Genomic DNA, 14756 nt, shown 5'->3' on the forward strand with positions numbered 1-14756 from the left:
CCGCGGACGTCGGCTCACCGGCCCGCCCCCCGGTCACCCGGGCCGCCGGCCGGGACGTCCGCGGGAGCCCACGCGGACGGCGCCGGCTGGGTGTCCCGCTGCTCGGTCGCCTCGCGGAGGGTGGTGAGTGCGGTGAGCGCGGTCTGCCGGGCGGACTCCGGCAGCCGGGTGCCGGAGAACAGGGCGTCCTCGTAGACGTCGGCGAGCCGGTGCACCGGGCCCTCGGGCAGCGCGGCCGCGGTGAGCACCGCGACGGTGTACTCCCGCGCGGTCTGGTGCGCGGCCCGGGGTGCGCCGGCCGCGGCGGCGAGCCGTTCCAGACCCTGCCAGCAGCGCACCACCGCCCGGTTGACGTCGCCCTCGACGTCGATCTCGGTCTGGCTGCGGGCCAGGTGCTCGCGGACCTCGGCGACGTCGACCACCGTCTCCGCGTCGTCCTCGATGCCGACCGGTCGCTGCCGGGCGCGGACCCCGCGGACGACGAGGAGGACGACCACGGCCGCGACCAGCACGGCGACCACCACGGCCAGCAGCACCAGCACCTCGGCCAGCGGGGCCGCCCAGGCCGGCGGCGGAGCGGGCTCGGGCAGCACGGACGGCTCTTGCCGGGGTGCGCCGTAGCCCTCACCCGGGGGTGCGGCGGGCGCGCTCGGGTAGCCGAACGAGGGCACCTCGGTGATCGGGGAGGCCGGCGCCGTCCGCGCGGCCAGGGCCAGCAGCAGGAGCAGCAGACCTGCGCAACCCAGGGCCAGGGCCAGCAGGACCGGCCCGCTGTCGGACCGGCCACGGGTGTGCTGCCCGGCCGCCATCGCCCGATCCAACCACACCCCCTGGACAACCGGCAGGTCGCAGACGGTAGAACGGACCCATGTCTCAGTGCCGAGATGAGTCGTCCACCGCACCGGGTGCCAGCGTGAGCGCCGCCGACGCGTTCCCGACCAAGCACCTGCCACGACCGAAGGTCGAGGTGCTGCCGGAACCACCGTCGCGCTACCGGAAGCTGATCGGGCCGGGAATCATCGCCGCCGGGGTCGGTCTGTCGTCGGGTGAGTTCATCATCTACCCCTACATCGCCTCCCAGGTCGGGCTGGTCTTCGTCTGGGCGGCGGTCGTCGGGCTGCTCACCCAGTTCTTCATCAACCTGGAGGTCGAGCGCTACACCCTCGCCACCGCCGAGACCGCGCTCACCGGCTTCAGCCGGTACTGGAAGCACTGGGGACTGTTCTTCGCGATCCTCACCTACTTCGCCAACCTCTGGCCGGGGTGGGCCACCAGCAGCGCGACGATCATCTCCTTCATGACCGGCGGCGAGGCCCGCTTCATCGCGATCGGCCTGCTGGTCGTGATCGGGCTCATCCTCACCCTCGCCCCGGTGGTCTACGTGGCCCTCGAGCGGGCGCAGATGATCAAGGTGGCGGCCGCGCTGCTGCTGTTCGCGGTGGCGGCCGTGTTCGCGATCGGCGCCGACACCTGGGCCGACCTGCCGCAGGCGGTCACCCAGGCGTCCCTGCCGTACGAGCAGCTGGGCTTCGCCGTCCTCGTCGGCGCGCTCGCCTTCGCCGGCGCCGGTGGCGGGCAGAACCTGGTGCAGGCCAACTGGATCCGTGACAAGGGCTTCGGCATGGGCACCTACGTGCCGCGGCTGGTCAGCCCGGTGACGGGTCAGAAGGAGGCGAAGCCGAGCACCGGCTACGTCTTCGAGCCCACTCCGGACAACCTGACCCGGTGGCGCGGCTGGTGGAAGTTCGCCAACGTCGAGCAGCTGGTGACCTTCGTCCTCATCACCCTCATCACCATCGTCTTCACCTCGCTGCTGGCCTACTCGACGGTCTACGGCACCGAGGGGCTGAACGACGACGTCACCTTCGTGCAGGCTGAGGGCCAGGTGCTCGGTGAGCGCGTCGGCTCGTGGTTCAAGTACCTCTTCTGGGTGGTCGGTGCGGTCTCGCTGTTCGGAGCGGCCCTGGGCATCGTCGACTACACCTCGCGGATGGCCGCCGACGTGGTCAAGACCTCCTACGCCCGCAAGGCGGATGAGAACAAGCTCTACGCCGGTCTGGTCTGGGGTCTGGTGGCGATCGGCGTCCTGGTGCTGCTGATCGGGTTCGACCAGCCGCTGGCGCTGCTGGTGATCTCGGCGGTGGTCGGCGGGGCGATGATGTTCATCTACTCCGGCCTGCTGATCCTGATCAACCGTCGGCTGCTGCCGGCACCGATCAGGATCCGCGGCTGGCGGCTCGTCGCGATGATCTGGGCGGTGGTCGTCTTCGGCATCGCGACCGCGGTCGCCGGGCAGGAGCAGATCCGCAACATCGCCGAGGCGCTCGGCGGCTGACCGGGCAGGGACGACCACGGGCGCCGCCTTCCTCCTGGCGGGCGTCGCCCAGCTGCTCGGTGACGCGCCCTACCAGCGGGTGCTCGGGGTCGTCTACCTGGCCGCCGCCGTCGCCTGCGCGGAGTACCTGCGGTACCGGCACACCCAGGCGCTGGCCGAGCCGATTGGCGAGATCGCTCAGACCAGCCCGGAGCGGTAGGCGATCACCACCAGCTGGGCGCGGTCGCGGGCGCCGAGCTTGGTCATCGCCCGGCTGACGTGGGTGCGTGCGGTGGCGGGGCTGACCACCAGCCGCTGCGCGATCTCCTCGTTGTTGAGGCCCTCGCCGATCAGCCCGAGCACCTCCCGCTCACGGTCGGTCAGCTCGCCCAGCAGCGGGTGCGGCTGCACCCGCCGCACCGGTCCCTCGCGCACCGAGGCGATCACCCGCTGCGTCACCGACGGCGACAGCAGCGACTCCCCCGCCGCGGCCAGCCGGATCGCCCGCAGCATCTCGGTCGGGTCGTCGTCCTTGACGAGGAACCCCGCGGCGCCGGCGCGCAGCGCGTCCAGCACGTAGTCGTCGTTCTCGAAGGTGGTGAGCATGACGACCCGGGTGCCGCCGAGGCTCTCGTCGGCCGAGATCTGGCGCAGCGCCTCGATCCCGTCGAGCAGCGGCATCCGGATGTCCATGAGGATGACGTCAGGACGCCGGCGGCGCACCAGCTGCACCGCCGCGTGCCCGTTCTCGGCCTCGCCGGCGAACTCCAGGTCGTCCTCGGCCTCGACCAGCACCCGCAGACCCATCCGGATCAGCGACTGGTCGTCGGCCACCGCCACGGCGATCGTCACCGGCCTCCTCCGCTTCCGCGCCCGGCCTCGCCCTGCAGCGGCAGCCGCGCCGTCACCCGCACCCCGCCCTCCGGCACCGCGCGGACGTCCAGGCTGCCGCCGACGCCACGGGCCCGCTCGCTCATCCCGGCGATCCCGTGCCCGGGCTCCGGCGGGTGCGCCAGCGCCGGGCCGGCGTCGGCGACGGTGACCACCAGCGTCGACCCGTCCCGCGACAGCCGCACCTCGGCCGGGGCGCCGCCGGCGTGCTTGCCGACGTTGGTCAGCGACTCCTGGACGATCCGGTAGGCGGCGTGGGCGATCGTCGGCGACACCTCCCCCAGGTTGTCGGGCACCTCCAGCCCCACCTGCCGTCCCGCCGCCCGCAGCTCCTCGACCACCACCGGGATCCGGTCCAGCCCGGCCAGCGGGGCGGTGCCGACCTCGCCGTCGCGGAACACCCCCATCGCGGCCCGCAGCTCGGCCATCGCCTCCAGCCCCGTGCGGCGGATCGCGCGCAACGACTCCTCCACCTGGTCAGGACGCCGGTCCACCACGTGCAGCGCCACCCCGGCCTGCATGGTGATCACCGACAGCGAGTGACCGACCACGTCGTGCACCTCCCGGGCGATCCGCAGCCGCTCGGCGTCCGCGCTCTGGCGCAGCTCGTCCGCGCGGATCCGCTGCGCGGCCAGCCAGCGCGCGCGGCGCAGGGTGCCCAGCAGCAGCGCCACCGCGAACACCACCAGCGCGAAGGTCGTCATGGTGGCGTTCTGGGCGAGGACGCGGTCGGCGTCGGTGTCCTGCTCCGGGGCGGACCACCAGCCGAGCGCCAGCACGGGCGCCAGCAGGGCGGTCCAGGGCAGGTAGCGGCGTGGCGGGAAGGTCGAGGCCAGCGCCAGCAGCGAGAGGGCCGGCGCGAAGCACAGCGGCCAGAACGGGGCGTCCCAGGCCAGCAGCACCGCGGCGGCCAGCACCACCCCGAGGAACGCCGCCAGCGGCCGCAGCCGGCGCAGTGCGACGGCGACGACGAGCACCAGCACCGCCACGCCCAGCAGCGGCGGGACGTCGACGGCGGCGAAGGGTGGCGCCGACGGCTCCCGCCAGGGCGGTCCCCCACCTTCCCAGGGCGCGCCGTACGGCCCGCCGACCGGCATCTTGGCGAGGAACAGGCTGACCCAGGTCGTCAGCCCGACGAGCAGGGCCAGGGGGACGTCCAGCAGGAGCACCCGCGGATGAGCTCGCACCACCGGCCCTCCTCCGCTCCTCCGGTGCCCGCCGGCCGGGACACGCTGCCGAGCGTAGGACGGCGTCGGGGCGCTCGCATCCGGTGCGGTACGTAGCCGTCCTACGTCAGCGGGCGCAGCACAGGTGTCGTCGCCTGACCGATGTCTGCGGGCACCGCCGCGGCGACGCTGGTGGACATGCCGATCCACCACCCGGCCTTCGACGGCCCACCGCCCTTCGTCCCGATCCTTGGAGGTCTCATGTTCCTGCTGTTCACGATCCTCTTCGTCGGCACCCTGCTCTTCCTGGCCAAGCGCGGCCGGCTGGCAGGACCGCCCTCGTTCTTCCGCCCGCCGGAGTTCGAGGCCCGCACCATCCTCGCCAACCGCTACGCCGGCGGTGACATCTCCACCGACGAGTTCCTGGAGCGTGCCGCCACCCTCAACTGGACGCCCGGGGTCGACGACCCCCGGTTCCAGGAGAAGAAGAAGCACTGACCGCACCTGGTGGCACATCCCGCTGCGTAGTCGCAGCGGGATGTGCCACGTCCTGGCGTGCTCAGCGGCTCGGGCGTGCGACCCCGGTCAGGAAGCGGCCGACGGTGGCGAAGTCGGACGGGCCGGCCAGCTCACGCTGCGACAACCAGACCGCCACCCTCCCGCTCGAGGGGTAGAGGTAGCCGGCGGTCCCCGTGCCACCCATCCAGCCGTAGCGTCCGGGCACCTGCCAGGGCTGGTCGGCGGAGACGTCGACGCTGCCACCGAAGCCCCAGGCCTGGTCCTCCAGGAAGATGTTGCCCGCTTCGGCCCGGTTCTGCGGGCTCGTCATCTGCCGCACCGCCTCGGCCGAGAGCACGGCGCGTCCCGCGTGCTGACCACCGGCGAGCAGCATCTGCGCGAAGGTGCACCAGTCGTCGACGGTGGAGACCAGGCCGCCTGCGCCGGAGCAGAACGCCGGCTCCTCGCTCCACTGCCCGTCCGGCCCGTCCACCTCGACCAGCTCGCCGGAGCCGTCGGCGCGGTAGGAGGTCGCGAACCGCTCCCGCTTGTCGGCCGGCACCCAGAACCCGGTGTCGTGCAGACCCAGCGGCTCGAGGACGGTGTCGGCGAGCACCTGCGCCACACTGGCGCCCTCCACCCGGGACAGCAGCACGCTGAGCACGTCCGCCCCGGTGTTGTAGGTCCAGCCCCGGCCGGGCTGGTGCACCAGCGGGATCTCCGCCAGCCGGGCCATCCACTCCTGCGGCGCCGGGGTCCGCTGCGGCTCCGGCGGCCCCTGGTGCAGCCGCTCCATCAGCGCGACGACCACCGGCGCGTCGAACTGCGGCACCATCCCGTGCCCGCCGGAGAACTCGAGCAGGTGCCGCACCGTGATCGGCCGTTCCGCCGGCACCACGTCGTCGAGCTCCGAGGTCGGCGTGCGCAGCACCGACGGCGAGGACAGCTCGGGCAGCCAGCGGCGCACCTCGTCGTCCAGGCCGAGCCGTCCCCGGTCGACCAGCGCCATCGCCGCCGCGGCCAGCAACGACTTGCTCAGCGAGGCGATCCGGAACACCGTGTCCCGGCTCATCGCCACCCCGCCGAGGGCCCGGACACCGGCCGCGGCGACCTCACGCCGACCGCCCGTGGCGACGAGGGCGACCACCCCGGGCACCGCCCCCGTCCGCGTCGGCTCCTCCACCAGCTCCTGCAGCTCGCTCATCCTCGTCCTCCCGTTCGGCTGGGGTCTTGAGGGGGTACGACCCGGCACGGGCGCCGGTCTCATCGGACCCGGGCCCCGTGGCGCGCCGGGACGGCACCGGCGCACCCGCCGGTGGTCATCGCCTAGGGTGGGAGCAGCCCGCTCCGGGCGCCCGAGGAAGGGAGCACGACGATGAAGATCGGACCCGGTATCGCCCTGCTGGTGATCGGTGCCATCCTCGCCTTCGCGGTCGACGTCGACCTCGAGGCCGTCGACCTGCAGCTGATCGGCTACATCCTCATGGGTGCCGGGGTGATCGGCATCATCATCGGTCTGATCTGGATGCAGAGCACCCGCGCTCCCCGCCGCACCACGACCCGTCGGGTGGTCGACGACGGCAGCCGGCCGCCGCGCGAGGAGTACACCGAGCGCGACCTGCACTGACCTCGTCGGGGCTGCCGCCGTGCCGTCCTGGGTCTTCTGGCTGGTCGCCGTCCTCATCGTCGGCACGGGTGTCATCCTGTTCGGCGCCCTGCACGACCGGCACCGCCAGCGCGCCCGCGAGGAGCTGCTGCTGCGACCACCGGCCCGCGCGATCCCCGGCCCCGGCGGCGAGGTCTCGCCGCTCTACCTGAGCGACGAGCAGGCCGGAACGCCGCCGCCGGACGCCCCGAGCACCGAGCTGTCCGCGGCCCAGCGGACCGAGCTGGAGCGTCAGCTGGTCGCGGCCACCCGCCTCGGGCACGGGATGGCGGCCGCCGGGTTCGTCACCGACCGGGCCTCCGGACGGGCCGTCCTGGACGAGCCGCTCGTGCTGCTCTGCGTCGACCCGGTGCGCAGCCTGCGGGCGCTGCTGCCCTTCCTCGAGCGGCCAGCCTCCGCCCACGTCGTGCTCGCCCCCGAGATCGACCCGGTCCTGGTGCGCACGCTCGAGGTCAACCAGATCCAGCGCACCCGCCGGCTGCTCGCCGTGACCGGGCTCGACGCCCGCGCCCGCGACGAGGTGCAGATCGCCACCGGAGCCACCCCGGTCAGCACCGCCGACCTGCAGTCGGGCTGGGTGCCGTCCACGGTGCTCGGCCGGTGCGCCCGCTGGGTGAGCGACCGGCGGCAGAGCTGGGTGGTGGTGGACGCCGGCGCCGTCACCTCACCCGACCGCGGCGAGGACCCGCCTGTCTAGGATGACCGTCGTGCCAGCCGAGGACCCCGTCGACCGTCGCTGGCCACGCTCGGTGTACGGCGTCGGCGAGGAGCCCGACCCCCGCTTCACCTTCGCCAACGAGCGCACCTTCCTGGCCTGGATCCGCACCGGGCTCGCCTTCCTCACCGCCGGTGTCGCACTCACCACGATCGCCGGCCTGCTGCCGGGCCGGGAGCTGCTGGCCCATCTCGCCGCCGCCGTGCTGGTGGTCTGCGGTGTGCTCTCCGGGGTGGTCGCGCTGGCCCGCTGGGCGCGCAACGAGAAGGCGCTGCGGCTGCACCGCCCGCTGCCCTCCTCCCCGGCCATGCTGCTGCTCACCAGCACCCTGGTGCTGGTGGCGGTGATCGCCGTGGTCGTCCTGGTGTGAGCCGTTCCGGGCAGGACGGGCCGGCCCGGCTCTGGGACCCGGGGGCGCAGAACGAGCGCACCCGGCTGGCCTGGCAGCGCACCCTGCTCTCGCTGACGGTGGCGGCGCTGGTGGTGGCCCGGCTGGTCGCCACCGAGGCCATGCTGCCCGGGCTGCTGCTCGGCGGCGTCGCGCTGGCGCTCGGGCTCGGGATGGCGCTGCTGGCGGGACGGCGCTACACCGCGGCCGAGGTGGCGGTCCGCACCCGGGGGCAGCTGCCCGACGGGCGGATCAACCTGGTGATGGTGCTGCTGGTGCTGACCATCGGCGCGGGCGCCGGGCTGCTGCTCCTGGTCTGGTCCTGACGCAGGTGCTCAGGCCCAGCCGAGCTCGTGCAGCCGGTCGTCGTCGATGCCGAAGTGGTGGGCGATCTCGTGCACGACGGTGATCGTCACCTCCTCCACGACGTCCTCGCGGGTCTCGCAGATCGCCAGCGTGGGATTCATGAACACGACGATCCGGTCGGGCAGGACGCCGCCGTAGCCGGTGTCGCGCTCGGTCAGGGGCACACCGTCGTAGAAGCCGAGCAGGCCCGGCTCCTCGGCCGGGGCGTCGTCCTCGACCACGATGACGCAGTTCTCGACCAGTGCGGCCAGCTCGGTCGGGACGTCGGCGAGGGCCTGCTCGACGAGGTGGTCGAACTCCTCGCGCTCCATCGACAGCACCGCGTCAGGGTAGCGGACGATGAATGACACGCGTGTAGTTCTTAGCCAGTAGTACGGCGTGTCGACTTGCACCTGAGGTTGAGGGTTATTGCGGATCCTGAGCGTTGCCTCTTAGTGTCCTGAGCAGTTTGAGGTTGATGTGGTGGTCGGGGCTCGTGTGTCAGATGTGACACAAGGGGTCTGGGGGACGTCCGACCGCGTCGATCACGCCCACGACTGACGGCAGGGGAAGGCCGTCGGGGAGGACAGATCGGTGAACAGCGCCCTGAAACGCATCGGGGGGGCGGCGGCATCTCTGATGGTGGCCGCCGGCCTCATCTCGGGCGTCTCGCTGGTGGCCACGACCGTCGCCGAGGCCGGCGACGAGATGGTCACCGCGACGACGAACGTCAACGTCCGGACCGGGCCGAGCACCAAGCACCGCGTCCTCGGCTCGCTCTCGACCGGGCAGAGCCTGCCCACCAAGGGCAAGGCCAAGAACGGCTGGACGCCGGTCACCTACTCCGGCACGTCAGCCTGGATCTCGTCGGACTACGTGGTGCTGAGCGACTCCGATGCCGAGGCCGACGACGCCAAGCCGTCCAAGGGCTGGCGCTGGGGCACGGTCGCGCTGAACGTCCGGACCGGGCCGAGCATCAGCTCCCCGATCGTCACCGTGGCCGGCAAGGGCTACGGCTTCCAGGTCACCGGTGCCACGAAGAACGGCTTCAGCGAGGTCAACTTCAAGGGCAAGTCGCGCTGGGTCACCACCCAGTACCTCAGCCCGGACAAGCCCGGCAGCAAGACCCCCGACGCGAAGAAGACCTGGCGCTACGGCACCACCAACCTCAACGTCCGCACCGACCCGAGCCTGCGCGCCAAGGTGGTCGACGTCGCGGGCCGGGGCTACGGCTTCATCTACCACGGCCGCCAGGAGAACGGGTTCGCCGAGGTCACCTTCAAGGGCAAGACCCGCTGGGTCTCCGCGCGCTACCTGAGCGAGACCAAGCCGTCCGGCACCTCCCAGCCGAAGGAGCCGATGCCGTCGGGGGCCAAGCCCGCGCCCAAGCCCGCACCGAAGCCGAAGCCCGAGACGAAGCCGGCCCCGGTAGGCAACGCCAAGGGCGTGTGGCGCTACGGCACCACCGCGCTCAACGTGCGCACCGAGCCGCGCAAGAGCGCTCCCATCGTCAACGTGGCCGGCCGCGGCTACGGCTTCCTCTTCCACGAGGTCGTCGAGAACGGCTACGCCCAGGTCACCTTCCAGGGCAAGAAGCGGTGGGTCTCGGCGCAGTACCTGTCGGAGAAGCGGCCGCAGGGCGAGGCCGCCGGTCCGAAGGCCCCGGCCAAGCCGAAGGTCACCGGGGTGCGGTACGCCACCACGCTGCTGGCCATCCGCACCGCCTCCCGGGGTGGCTCGACCATCACCGACGTGAAGACCGGCACCAAGCTCGAGATCACCGGCAAGGTCGAGCACGGCCGGGCGCAGGTGGTCTACAAGGGTGCGGTGCGCTGGGTGACCGCCCAGTACCTCTCGAAGGAGACCCCGCGCCAAAACGCCCAGGACGACACCGACGGCCGCGGCGGCAAGGTCACCGTCACCGGTGAGTCGGGACTGACGTCGAACTCGCGCTACCTGCTGGCCCGGCTCAAGGCGCGCTACCCGCAGGTCACCACCTACCACGGCGTGCGACCGGACGCGATCCCCGACCACCCCTCCGGCAAGGCGCTGGACGCCATGCTGCCGAACTACCGCTCGGCCTCCAGCCGGGCGCTCGGCAAGGACATGGCAGAGTGGATCAAGAACAACGCCTCCCAGCTGAACGTGGAGTACATCATCTACGACCAGCGCATCTGGAACGTCCGTCGCAGCGGTGAGGGCTGGCGCTACATGGCCGACCGCGGCTCGGACAACGCCAACCACAAGAACCACATCCACGTCACGACGTTCTGAGCGTCGGACCCGAGCCCCCTGCGGCCCAACCGATCCCCCGACGGTTGGGCCGCAGGCGTCCCCGGCGGCTAGAGTGCTGCCCAGGTCCCCATCGTCTAGCGGCCTAGGACTCCGCCCTTTCAAGGCGGCAGCGCGGGTTCGAATCCCGTTGGGGATACCCCGCGGAGGTCACCGTCGCGTCCTCCTCTCCCGCAGCGCGGCGAGGTCGGTGCGCACCTTGTCGGCGACCGGCACCAGCTCCTCGCCCCAGCGGGCCAGCAGCCGGCCCCGCTCGTCGAGCGCCAGCCACCGCAGGCCGTACATGATCACCCAGGTGTGGGCGTCGCGCGCCGGGTCGTCGTCGCGGTCGGCGATCGGTGCCCAGTACAGGCCGCCGTCGTCACCGACCGCGTACTTGCGGGCCGGGTCGCCCGCGTGCTGATCGACCAGCAGGTAGTAGCCGTGGCCGTGGTGGTCGATGGGGACGAGCCCGCCGGCCTCCATCTCCCGGAACAGCCGCGCCAGCCCGGGCCGGGCCGCGACCACGGCGGCGACGTAGGGCGCCTGCTCCTCGGTGACGCGTGCGCGCCACCGGTCGGCTGCTCTCCTGCTCCGCGGCATGCGGAGCAGTGTGCGCCACGCGGCTGACAGCGCCAGTCGGGTCAGCGGTTGATCGGCGTCGACGGCGTCCAGGAGAAGTCGCGGTCGAACAGGTAGGTGGCCTCGGGGTCGGGCGCCACCACCAGGTCGACGCCCTCCCCGACCAGCCGCACGCGGCCCTCCCCCAGCTCGGTCCAGGTCAGCTCGAGGGTGCGCTCGTAGTCGCGCACCAGACCCTGGCTGCCCTCGCGCACCGGGTAGAGCCGCAGCGTGACGGCGTCCCCGTCGACGGCGTAGGTGCCCTCCTGGTAGCGGCCGTCGGCGTAGCGGATCGCGGCCCGCGCCCAGCCGGCGTTCTGGTACTGGCCGAAGGCGACCTGCTGCCAGCGGGTGTCCTGGCTGAGCTGGGCGGCGGGCTCGGCGGTGTCCTCGACCACCCGGTGCGCGCCGGTGAGCGCGGTGTCGGCGGGGGTGAAGCCGCCGGAGGTGACGACGGCGAACCCGGCGCCGGAGACCGCCAGCGCGCCCACCCCCGCCACGGCGCCGAGCCAGCGGGTGACGCGGTGCACCGGCGGCCAGGGCAGCACCGTAGGCAGCGGCCGGACGGTGGCCCGTCCCCGCAGGACCGACCACAGGTGCGGCACGAAGGGGGCCACGACCGCCACCCCGGCCAGGCACATCAGCAGGGCCAGCTGCTTGACCGGGACGTCGAAGGTGAGGTTGAGCAGGAACACCACGCCCATGTCGGCGACGGCCAGCAGCCCGCCGAGCCAGGCGGTCCGACGGAACAGCAGCAGCGCGGCGGCCAGCACCTCGGCCAGCCCGGCCAGCACCTGCACCGCCGGCGAGAACGCCATGAACCGCCACAGCAGACCCATCGGGCTCATCTCGCCGAACTGCACCAGCGCGTCGCCGAGGTCGGCGCGCCCCATCTGCATGAGGAAGACCTTGCTCCAGCCGTAGACCAGCAGCCCCAGCGCCAGGTGCATCCGCACCACCCAGTGCACCGCCCAGCCGGCGGTCACCCAGCCGCGCTGGGCCGGGGGCTCGGCGGGGGTGCTGGCCGGGGCCGACGGGGAGTCGGGACGGGTGGCGGTGGCGGGGACGGAGGTCGCGCTGCTCGGCATGACCCTGACGCTAGGTCCGGCTGGGCGTCTGGACCGCTGACGAGCGTCACCGATCCGGCGGGAGCGGCTCATCCCGGCGTCGTGGATCGCCAGCGGCGGGACCGACCGTGGTCGGACCGGGACGCCCCAGGGAACGTGCCCGCCATCGCGGGCGGGGCCGGCGACACGCCGCGACACGCCGGTCGAGACGGCGATGACCTCCACGCGCCCAGGGGTGGCGGTCAGAGGCGGGAGGCGAGCTCCCGGCCGAGGGCGGTGCCGGAGAGCCAGGCGGCCTCGACGCGGGGGCGGTCGGACCAGGCGTCGCCGCAGACGCCGAGGCGGGACTCCCCCAGCTGGTAGGGACGGTCGTGGCCCGACGCGGGGCGGGCGAAGGTCCAGCGGTGCACGTGCGTGGCGGCCGGCTCCTCCGTCGCGCCGACCACCCGGCGGAGCGCGGCGACCATGGCACCGGTGGCGGACTCGGGGTCGTCCAGGTGCCCGGTGGCGAAGCCCGCGGTCGAGTGGGCCACCAGCACCGGCGCGCGGTCGCCGCGGCGCAGGCCGTCGTCGGCCACCCAGGACAGCACCGGGTCGTCGTTGACGAACACCCCGTCGACCTCCTCCCAGACCCGCTCCCGCCAGTGCGCGATGAGGGCCAGCACCGGCTCGAAGGGGTCGTCCAGGGCGTCCCGCTCGGCGGCGAAGCAGTCGCCCAGCAGCCGGCGGGCCTGCGGGTCGGGCATCGCCAGCACCACCGCCGACGCGGCGACACCGGCGACCTCGTCGGCCGTGTCGACCCGCTCCACCGTCACCCGGCGCAGGTCGAGACCCTCGGCGAGGTCCTCCACCAGCGAGCGCAGCCCGGCCGGGGCGGCCCAGCGCACCGACCCCTGCGTCTCGCTGCGGCCGTCGGCGCCGACCGCGGCGAAGGTGTCGGTCCAGGGTCGGGCCAGCCCGCGCCGCTCCCAGTCCCGCACCACCTGCTCGAAGCCGGGGTCGGAGACGGTGAGGTAGGACGCGCCGGTGTCGACGGGGCGGCCGTCGGTGGTGCGCACGGCCATCCGTCCGCCCGGACGCCGGCCCCGGTCGAGCAGCACCACCGGGACGCCGGCCACGGTCAGCGCCCGCGCCACGGCCACCCCCGCGATCCCGGCTCCGACGACCACCACGGGCTCCATGCCGGTCACTGTGCCACGCTACCCCTCGGCGGCAGCGCCGAGGCGGCTCGCGCGGCTCGCCCTTCGACAGGCTCAGGGCGTTGGATCGGGGGCCGCGTCCGGGTCGGGACGGGGCGCGGGTGGATCGCCCTTCGACAGGCTCAGGGCGTTGGATCGGGGGCCGCGACCGGTCGGGACGTGGGCGCAGACCCGACCACAGCGCGCTGAGCCTGTCGAAGCGCGGGGACGCGAGCGAGCCCGCCCCCGCACGCGGCGGGAGCGGGCTCGACCCGGGGCCGTGCGGATCAGCGGTACAGCAGGTAGCGGCGGCGGTCGGCGGCGAAGGCGGCGGTCTCCCGCTTCCAGGCGGCGATGACGTCGGCGGCGTCGGCGCCGGCGTCGATCTGGGTGCGCAGCCGGGGCGAGCCGGTGAGCTTGTCGATCCAGAACGGACGCTGCGGGTCCCAGGCGTCCTCCCGCCAGGCGAACTCGGGGTAGAGCGCCTTCAGCCCGACCAGCATCTCCACCCCGACCCGGACCGGGTCGAGCGCGTCGGCGTCGACGATGTGCACCTGGACGCCGCCGCAGACCTTGCCGACGTGCTTGCTCTGGATCGGGTTGAAGTAGGCCTCCCGGAACAGCACCCCCGGGATCTCCCGCGCGGTCAGCCACTCGGTCCAGCGGTAGTCGACGTAGGGCGCCCCGATCAGCTCGAACGGCCGGGTGGTGCCGCGGCCCTCCGACAGGTTGGTGCCCTCGAACAGGCAGGTGCCCGGGTAGAGCAGCGCGGTCTGCGGGGTCGGCATGTTGGGGCTGGGCAGCACCCAGAGCAGGCCGGTGTCCTCGAACAGCATGTCGCGGCGCCAGCCCTCGACCTCCACCACCTGCAGGTCACCCACGGACGCGCCGGCCTTCTCGGGCAGGAGCTCGGAGTTGAAGTAGCGGGCCAGCTCCCCCACCGTCATCCCGTGCACCTGGATGATCTCGTGGGCGCCGACGCCGGAGGTGTACTCCGGGGTCATCAGCGGGCCGCGCGGGGTGCCGCCGATCGGGTTGGGCCGGTCGAGCACGGTGAAGGCGATGCCCTCGCGGGCGGCGGCCTCCATCGCGGTGTACATCGACCAGATGTAGGTGTAGAAGCGCGCGCCGACGTCCTGGATGTCGAAGACGACGACGTCCACGTCGGCCTCCCGGTACATCCCGGCCAGCGAGGTGGCGTTGGCTCCGTAGGCGTCGTAGACCATGATCCCGGTGCGCGGGTCCTCGGTGTCGCCCTCGGACTCGCCGGCCTGGGCGGTGCCGCGGAAGCCGTGCTCGGGCCCGAACACCGCCACCACGTCGACGTTGCCGGACTCGTGCATCTCGTCGACGATGCTGCGCCCGTTGGCCAGGATGCCGGTGGGGTTGGTGAAGACCCCGACCCGGCCGGACAGCCCGCTCCAGCCGCGGTCGGCCAGCACCTGGGCGCCGGTGCGCACCCGCGGGCTGGTGGTCTCGGCGTGCGCGGGGGCGCCGGTCGCCCCGGCCAGCGGGACGGCGACCGCCGCCGCCCCCGCCCCGGCGAGCAGGTGCCGTCGGTTCACTGTGGTCATCTCGTTCTCCTCAGGGGGTTGCGGAGGTCAGTAGGTCAGGCCGTGACCGAGGGGGTAGAGCA

At 73.2% G+C, this 14756-nt stretch carries 16 protein-coding genes and 1 tRNA gene; 8 read left to right on the forward strand and 9 right to left on the reverse strand.

Features of this window, described 5'->3' with window-relative positions; translation table 11 throughout:
* Nucleotides 1-14: 14 nt before the first annotated feature.
* Entirely contained in the window at nt 15-809 is a 795-nt protein-coding gene (locus tag DVA66_RS08060) for a DUF4129 domain-containing protein (protein ID WP_114559613.1), read from the reverse strand.
* A gap of 104 nt (nt 810-913) precedes the next feature.
* Here DVA66_RS08060 and DVA66_RS08065 point away from each other — a divergent pair, with 104 nt between their 5' ends.
* Nucleotides 914-2335 (forward strand): Nramp family divalent metal transporter, encoded by a 1422-nt coding sequence (locus DVA66_RS08065; protein ID WP_232821840.1) that lies wholly within the window; start codon nt 914-916, stop codon nt 2333-2335.
* Between the two features lie 177 nt (nt 2336-2512).
* Here DVA66_RS08065 and DVA66_RS08070 read toward each other — a convergent pair whose 3' ends face one another.
* Together DVA66_RS08070 and DVA66_RS08075 are read right to left on the reverse strand one after the other, a co-directional pair.
* The gene (locus DVA66_RS08070) at nt 2513-3166 is read right to left on the reverse strand and encodes a response regulator (protein ID WP_114559615.1); all 654 of its coding nucleotides are present in this window, start codon (nt 3164-3166) and stop codon (nt 2513-2515) included.
* Nucleotides 3163-4395 (reverse strand): sensor histidine kinase, encoded by a 1233-nt coding sequence (locus DVA66_RS08075; protein ID WP_157973904.1) that lies wholly within the window; start codon nt 4393-4395, stop codon nt 3163-3165. The genes DVA66_RS08070 and DVA66_RS08075 overlap by 4 nt, the downstream gene beginning before the upstream one ends.
* 138 nt (nt 4396-4533) lie before the next feature.
* Here DVA66_RS08075 and DVA66_RS08080 point away from each other — a divergent pair, with 138 nt between their 5' ends.
* On the forward strand, nt 4534-4869 hold the full coding sequence (locus tag DVA66_RS08080) for an SHOCT domain-containing protein (RefSeq protein WP_114559617.1): 336 nt from the start codon (nt 4534-4536) through the stop codon (nt 4867-4869).
* A gap of 61 nt (nt 4870-4930) precedes the next feature.
* On the opposite strand, the gene DVA66_RS08085 is transcribed toward DVA66_RS08080, so the two are convergent.
* Entirely contained in the window at nt 4931-6073 is a 1143-nt protein-coding gene (locus DVA66_RS08085; RefSeq protein WP_114559618.1) for a serine hydrolase domain-containing protein, read from the reverse strand.
* Between the two features lie 171 nt (nt 6074-6244).
* Here DVA66_RS08085 and DVA66_RS08090 point away from each other — a divergent pair, with 171 nt between their 5' ends.
* From DVA66_RS08090 to DVA66_RS08105, 4 genes are read left to right on the forward strand one after another with little or no spacing between them, the layout of a single operon-like run.
* The gene (locus DVA66_RS08090; RefSeq protein WP_114559619.1) at nt 6245-6496 is read left to right on the forward strand and encodes a DUF6458 family protein; all 252 of its coding nucleotides are present in this window, start codon (nt 6245-6247) and stop codon (nt 6494-6496) included.
* Nucleotides 6497-6515: 19 nt separating this feature from the next.
* Nucleotides 6516-7232: a hypothetical protein gene (locus DVA66_RS08095; RefSeq protein ID WP_114559620.1), complete on the forward strand. Its 717-nt coding sequence runs from the start codon at nt 6516-6518 to the stop codon at nt 7230-7232.
* Between the two features lie 10 nt (nt 7233-7242).
* Complete coding sequence (locus tag DVA66_RS08100) at nt 7243-7620, forward strand: YidH family protein (protein WP_232821841.1); 378 nt, start codon at nt 7243-7245, stop codon at nt 7618-7620.
* Nucleotides 7617-7964 carry a DUF202 domain-containing protein gene (locus tag DVA66_RS08105; RefSeq protein WP_114559622.1) on the forward strand — a complete coding sequence of 116 codons (348 nt, stop codon included), beginning with the start codon at nt 7617-7619 and terminating at the stop codon, nt 7962-7964. Before DVA66_RS08100 ends, DVA66_RS08105 begins: the two co-directional genes overlap by 4 nt.
* Before the next feature lie 9 nt (nt 7965-7973).
* Here DVA66_RS08105 and DVA66_RS08110 read toward each other — a convergent pair whose 3' ends face one another.
* Nucleotides 7974-8315, reverse strand: a complete 342-nt coding sequence (locus DVA66_RS08110; RefSeq protein ID WP_114559626.1) for a metallopeptidase family protein — start codon at nt 8313-8315, stop codon at nt 7974-7976.
* 262 nt (nt 8316-8577) lie between these two features.
* On the opposite strand from DVA66_RS08110, the gene DVA66_RS08115 reads away from it, so the two are divergent.
* Together DVA66_RS08115 and DVA66_RS08120 are read left to right on the forward strand one after the other, a co-directional pair.
* Nucleotides 8578-10257 (forward strand): SH3 domain-containing protein, encoded by a 1680-nt coding sequence (locus DVA66_RS08115; RefSeq protein WP_157973905.1) that lies wholly within the window; start codon nt 8578-8580, stop codon nt 10255-10257.
* Nucleotides 10258-10341: 84 nt separating this feature from the next.
* Nucleotides 10342-10414 (forward strand) — tRNA-Glu (locus DVA66_RS08120).
* Between the two features lie 11 nt (nt 10415-10425).
* On the opposite strand, the gene DVA66_RS08125 is transcribed toward DVA66_RS08120, so the two are convergent.
* The 4 genes from DVA66_RS08125 to DVA66_RS08140 form a co-directional block, all read right to left on the reverse strand.
* Nucleotides 10426-10857 carry a hypothetical protein gene (locus tag DVA66_RS08125; protein WP_157973906.1) on the reverse strand — a complete coding sequence of 144 codons (432 nt, stop codon included), beginning with the start codon at nt 10855-10857 and terminating at the stop codon, nt 10426-10428.
* 41 nt (nt 10858-10898) lie between these two features.
* Nucleotides 10899-11963, reverse strand: a complete 1065-nt coding sequence (locus tag DVA66_RS08130) for a hypothetical protein (RefSeq protein ID WP_198671588.1) — start codon at nt 11961-11963, stop codon at nt 10899-10901.
* 221 nt (nt 11964-12184) lie between these two features.
* Nucleotides 12185-13123, reverse strand: coding sequence for an NAD(P)/FAD-dependent oxidoreductase (locus DVA66_RS08135; RefSeq protein WP_114559628.1), 939 nt, complete (start codon nt 13121-13123; stop codon nt 12185-12187).
* A 284-nt stretch (nt 13124-13407) separates the two neighbouring features.
* On the reverse strand, nt 13408-14694 hold the full coding sequence (locus DVA66_RS08140) for an exo-beta-N-acetylmuramidase NamZ family protein (RefSeq protein ID WP_114559625.1): 1287 nt from the start codon (nt 14692-14694) through the stop codon (nt 13408-13410).
* Between the last annotated feature and the right edge of the window lie 62 nt (nt 14695-14756).

The sequence above is a fragment of the Desertihabitans aurantiacus genome, assembly GCF_003344635.1.
Classification (GTDB): Bacteria; Actinomycetota; Actinomycetes; order Propionibacteriales; family Propionibacteriaceae; genus Desertihabitans; species Desertihabitans aurantiacus.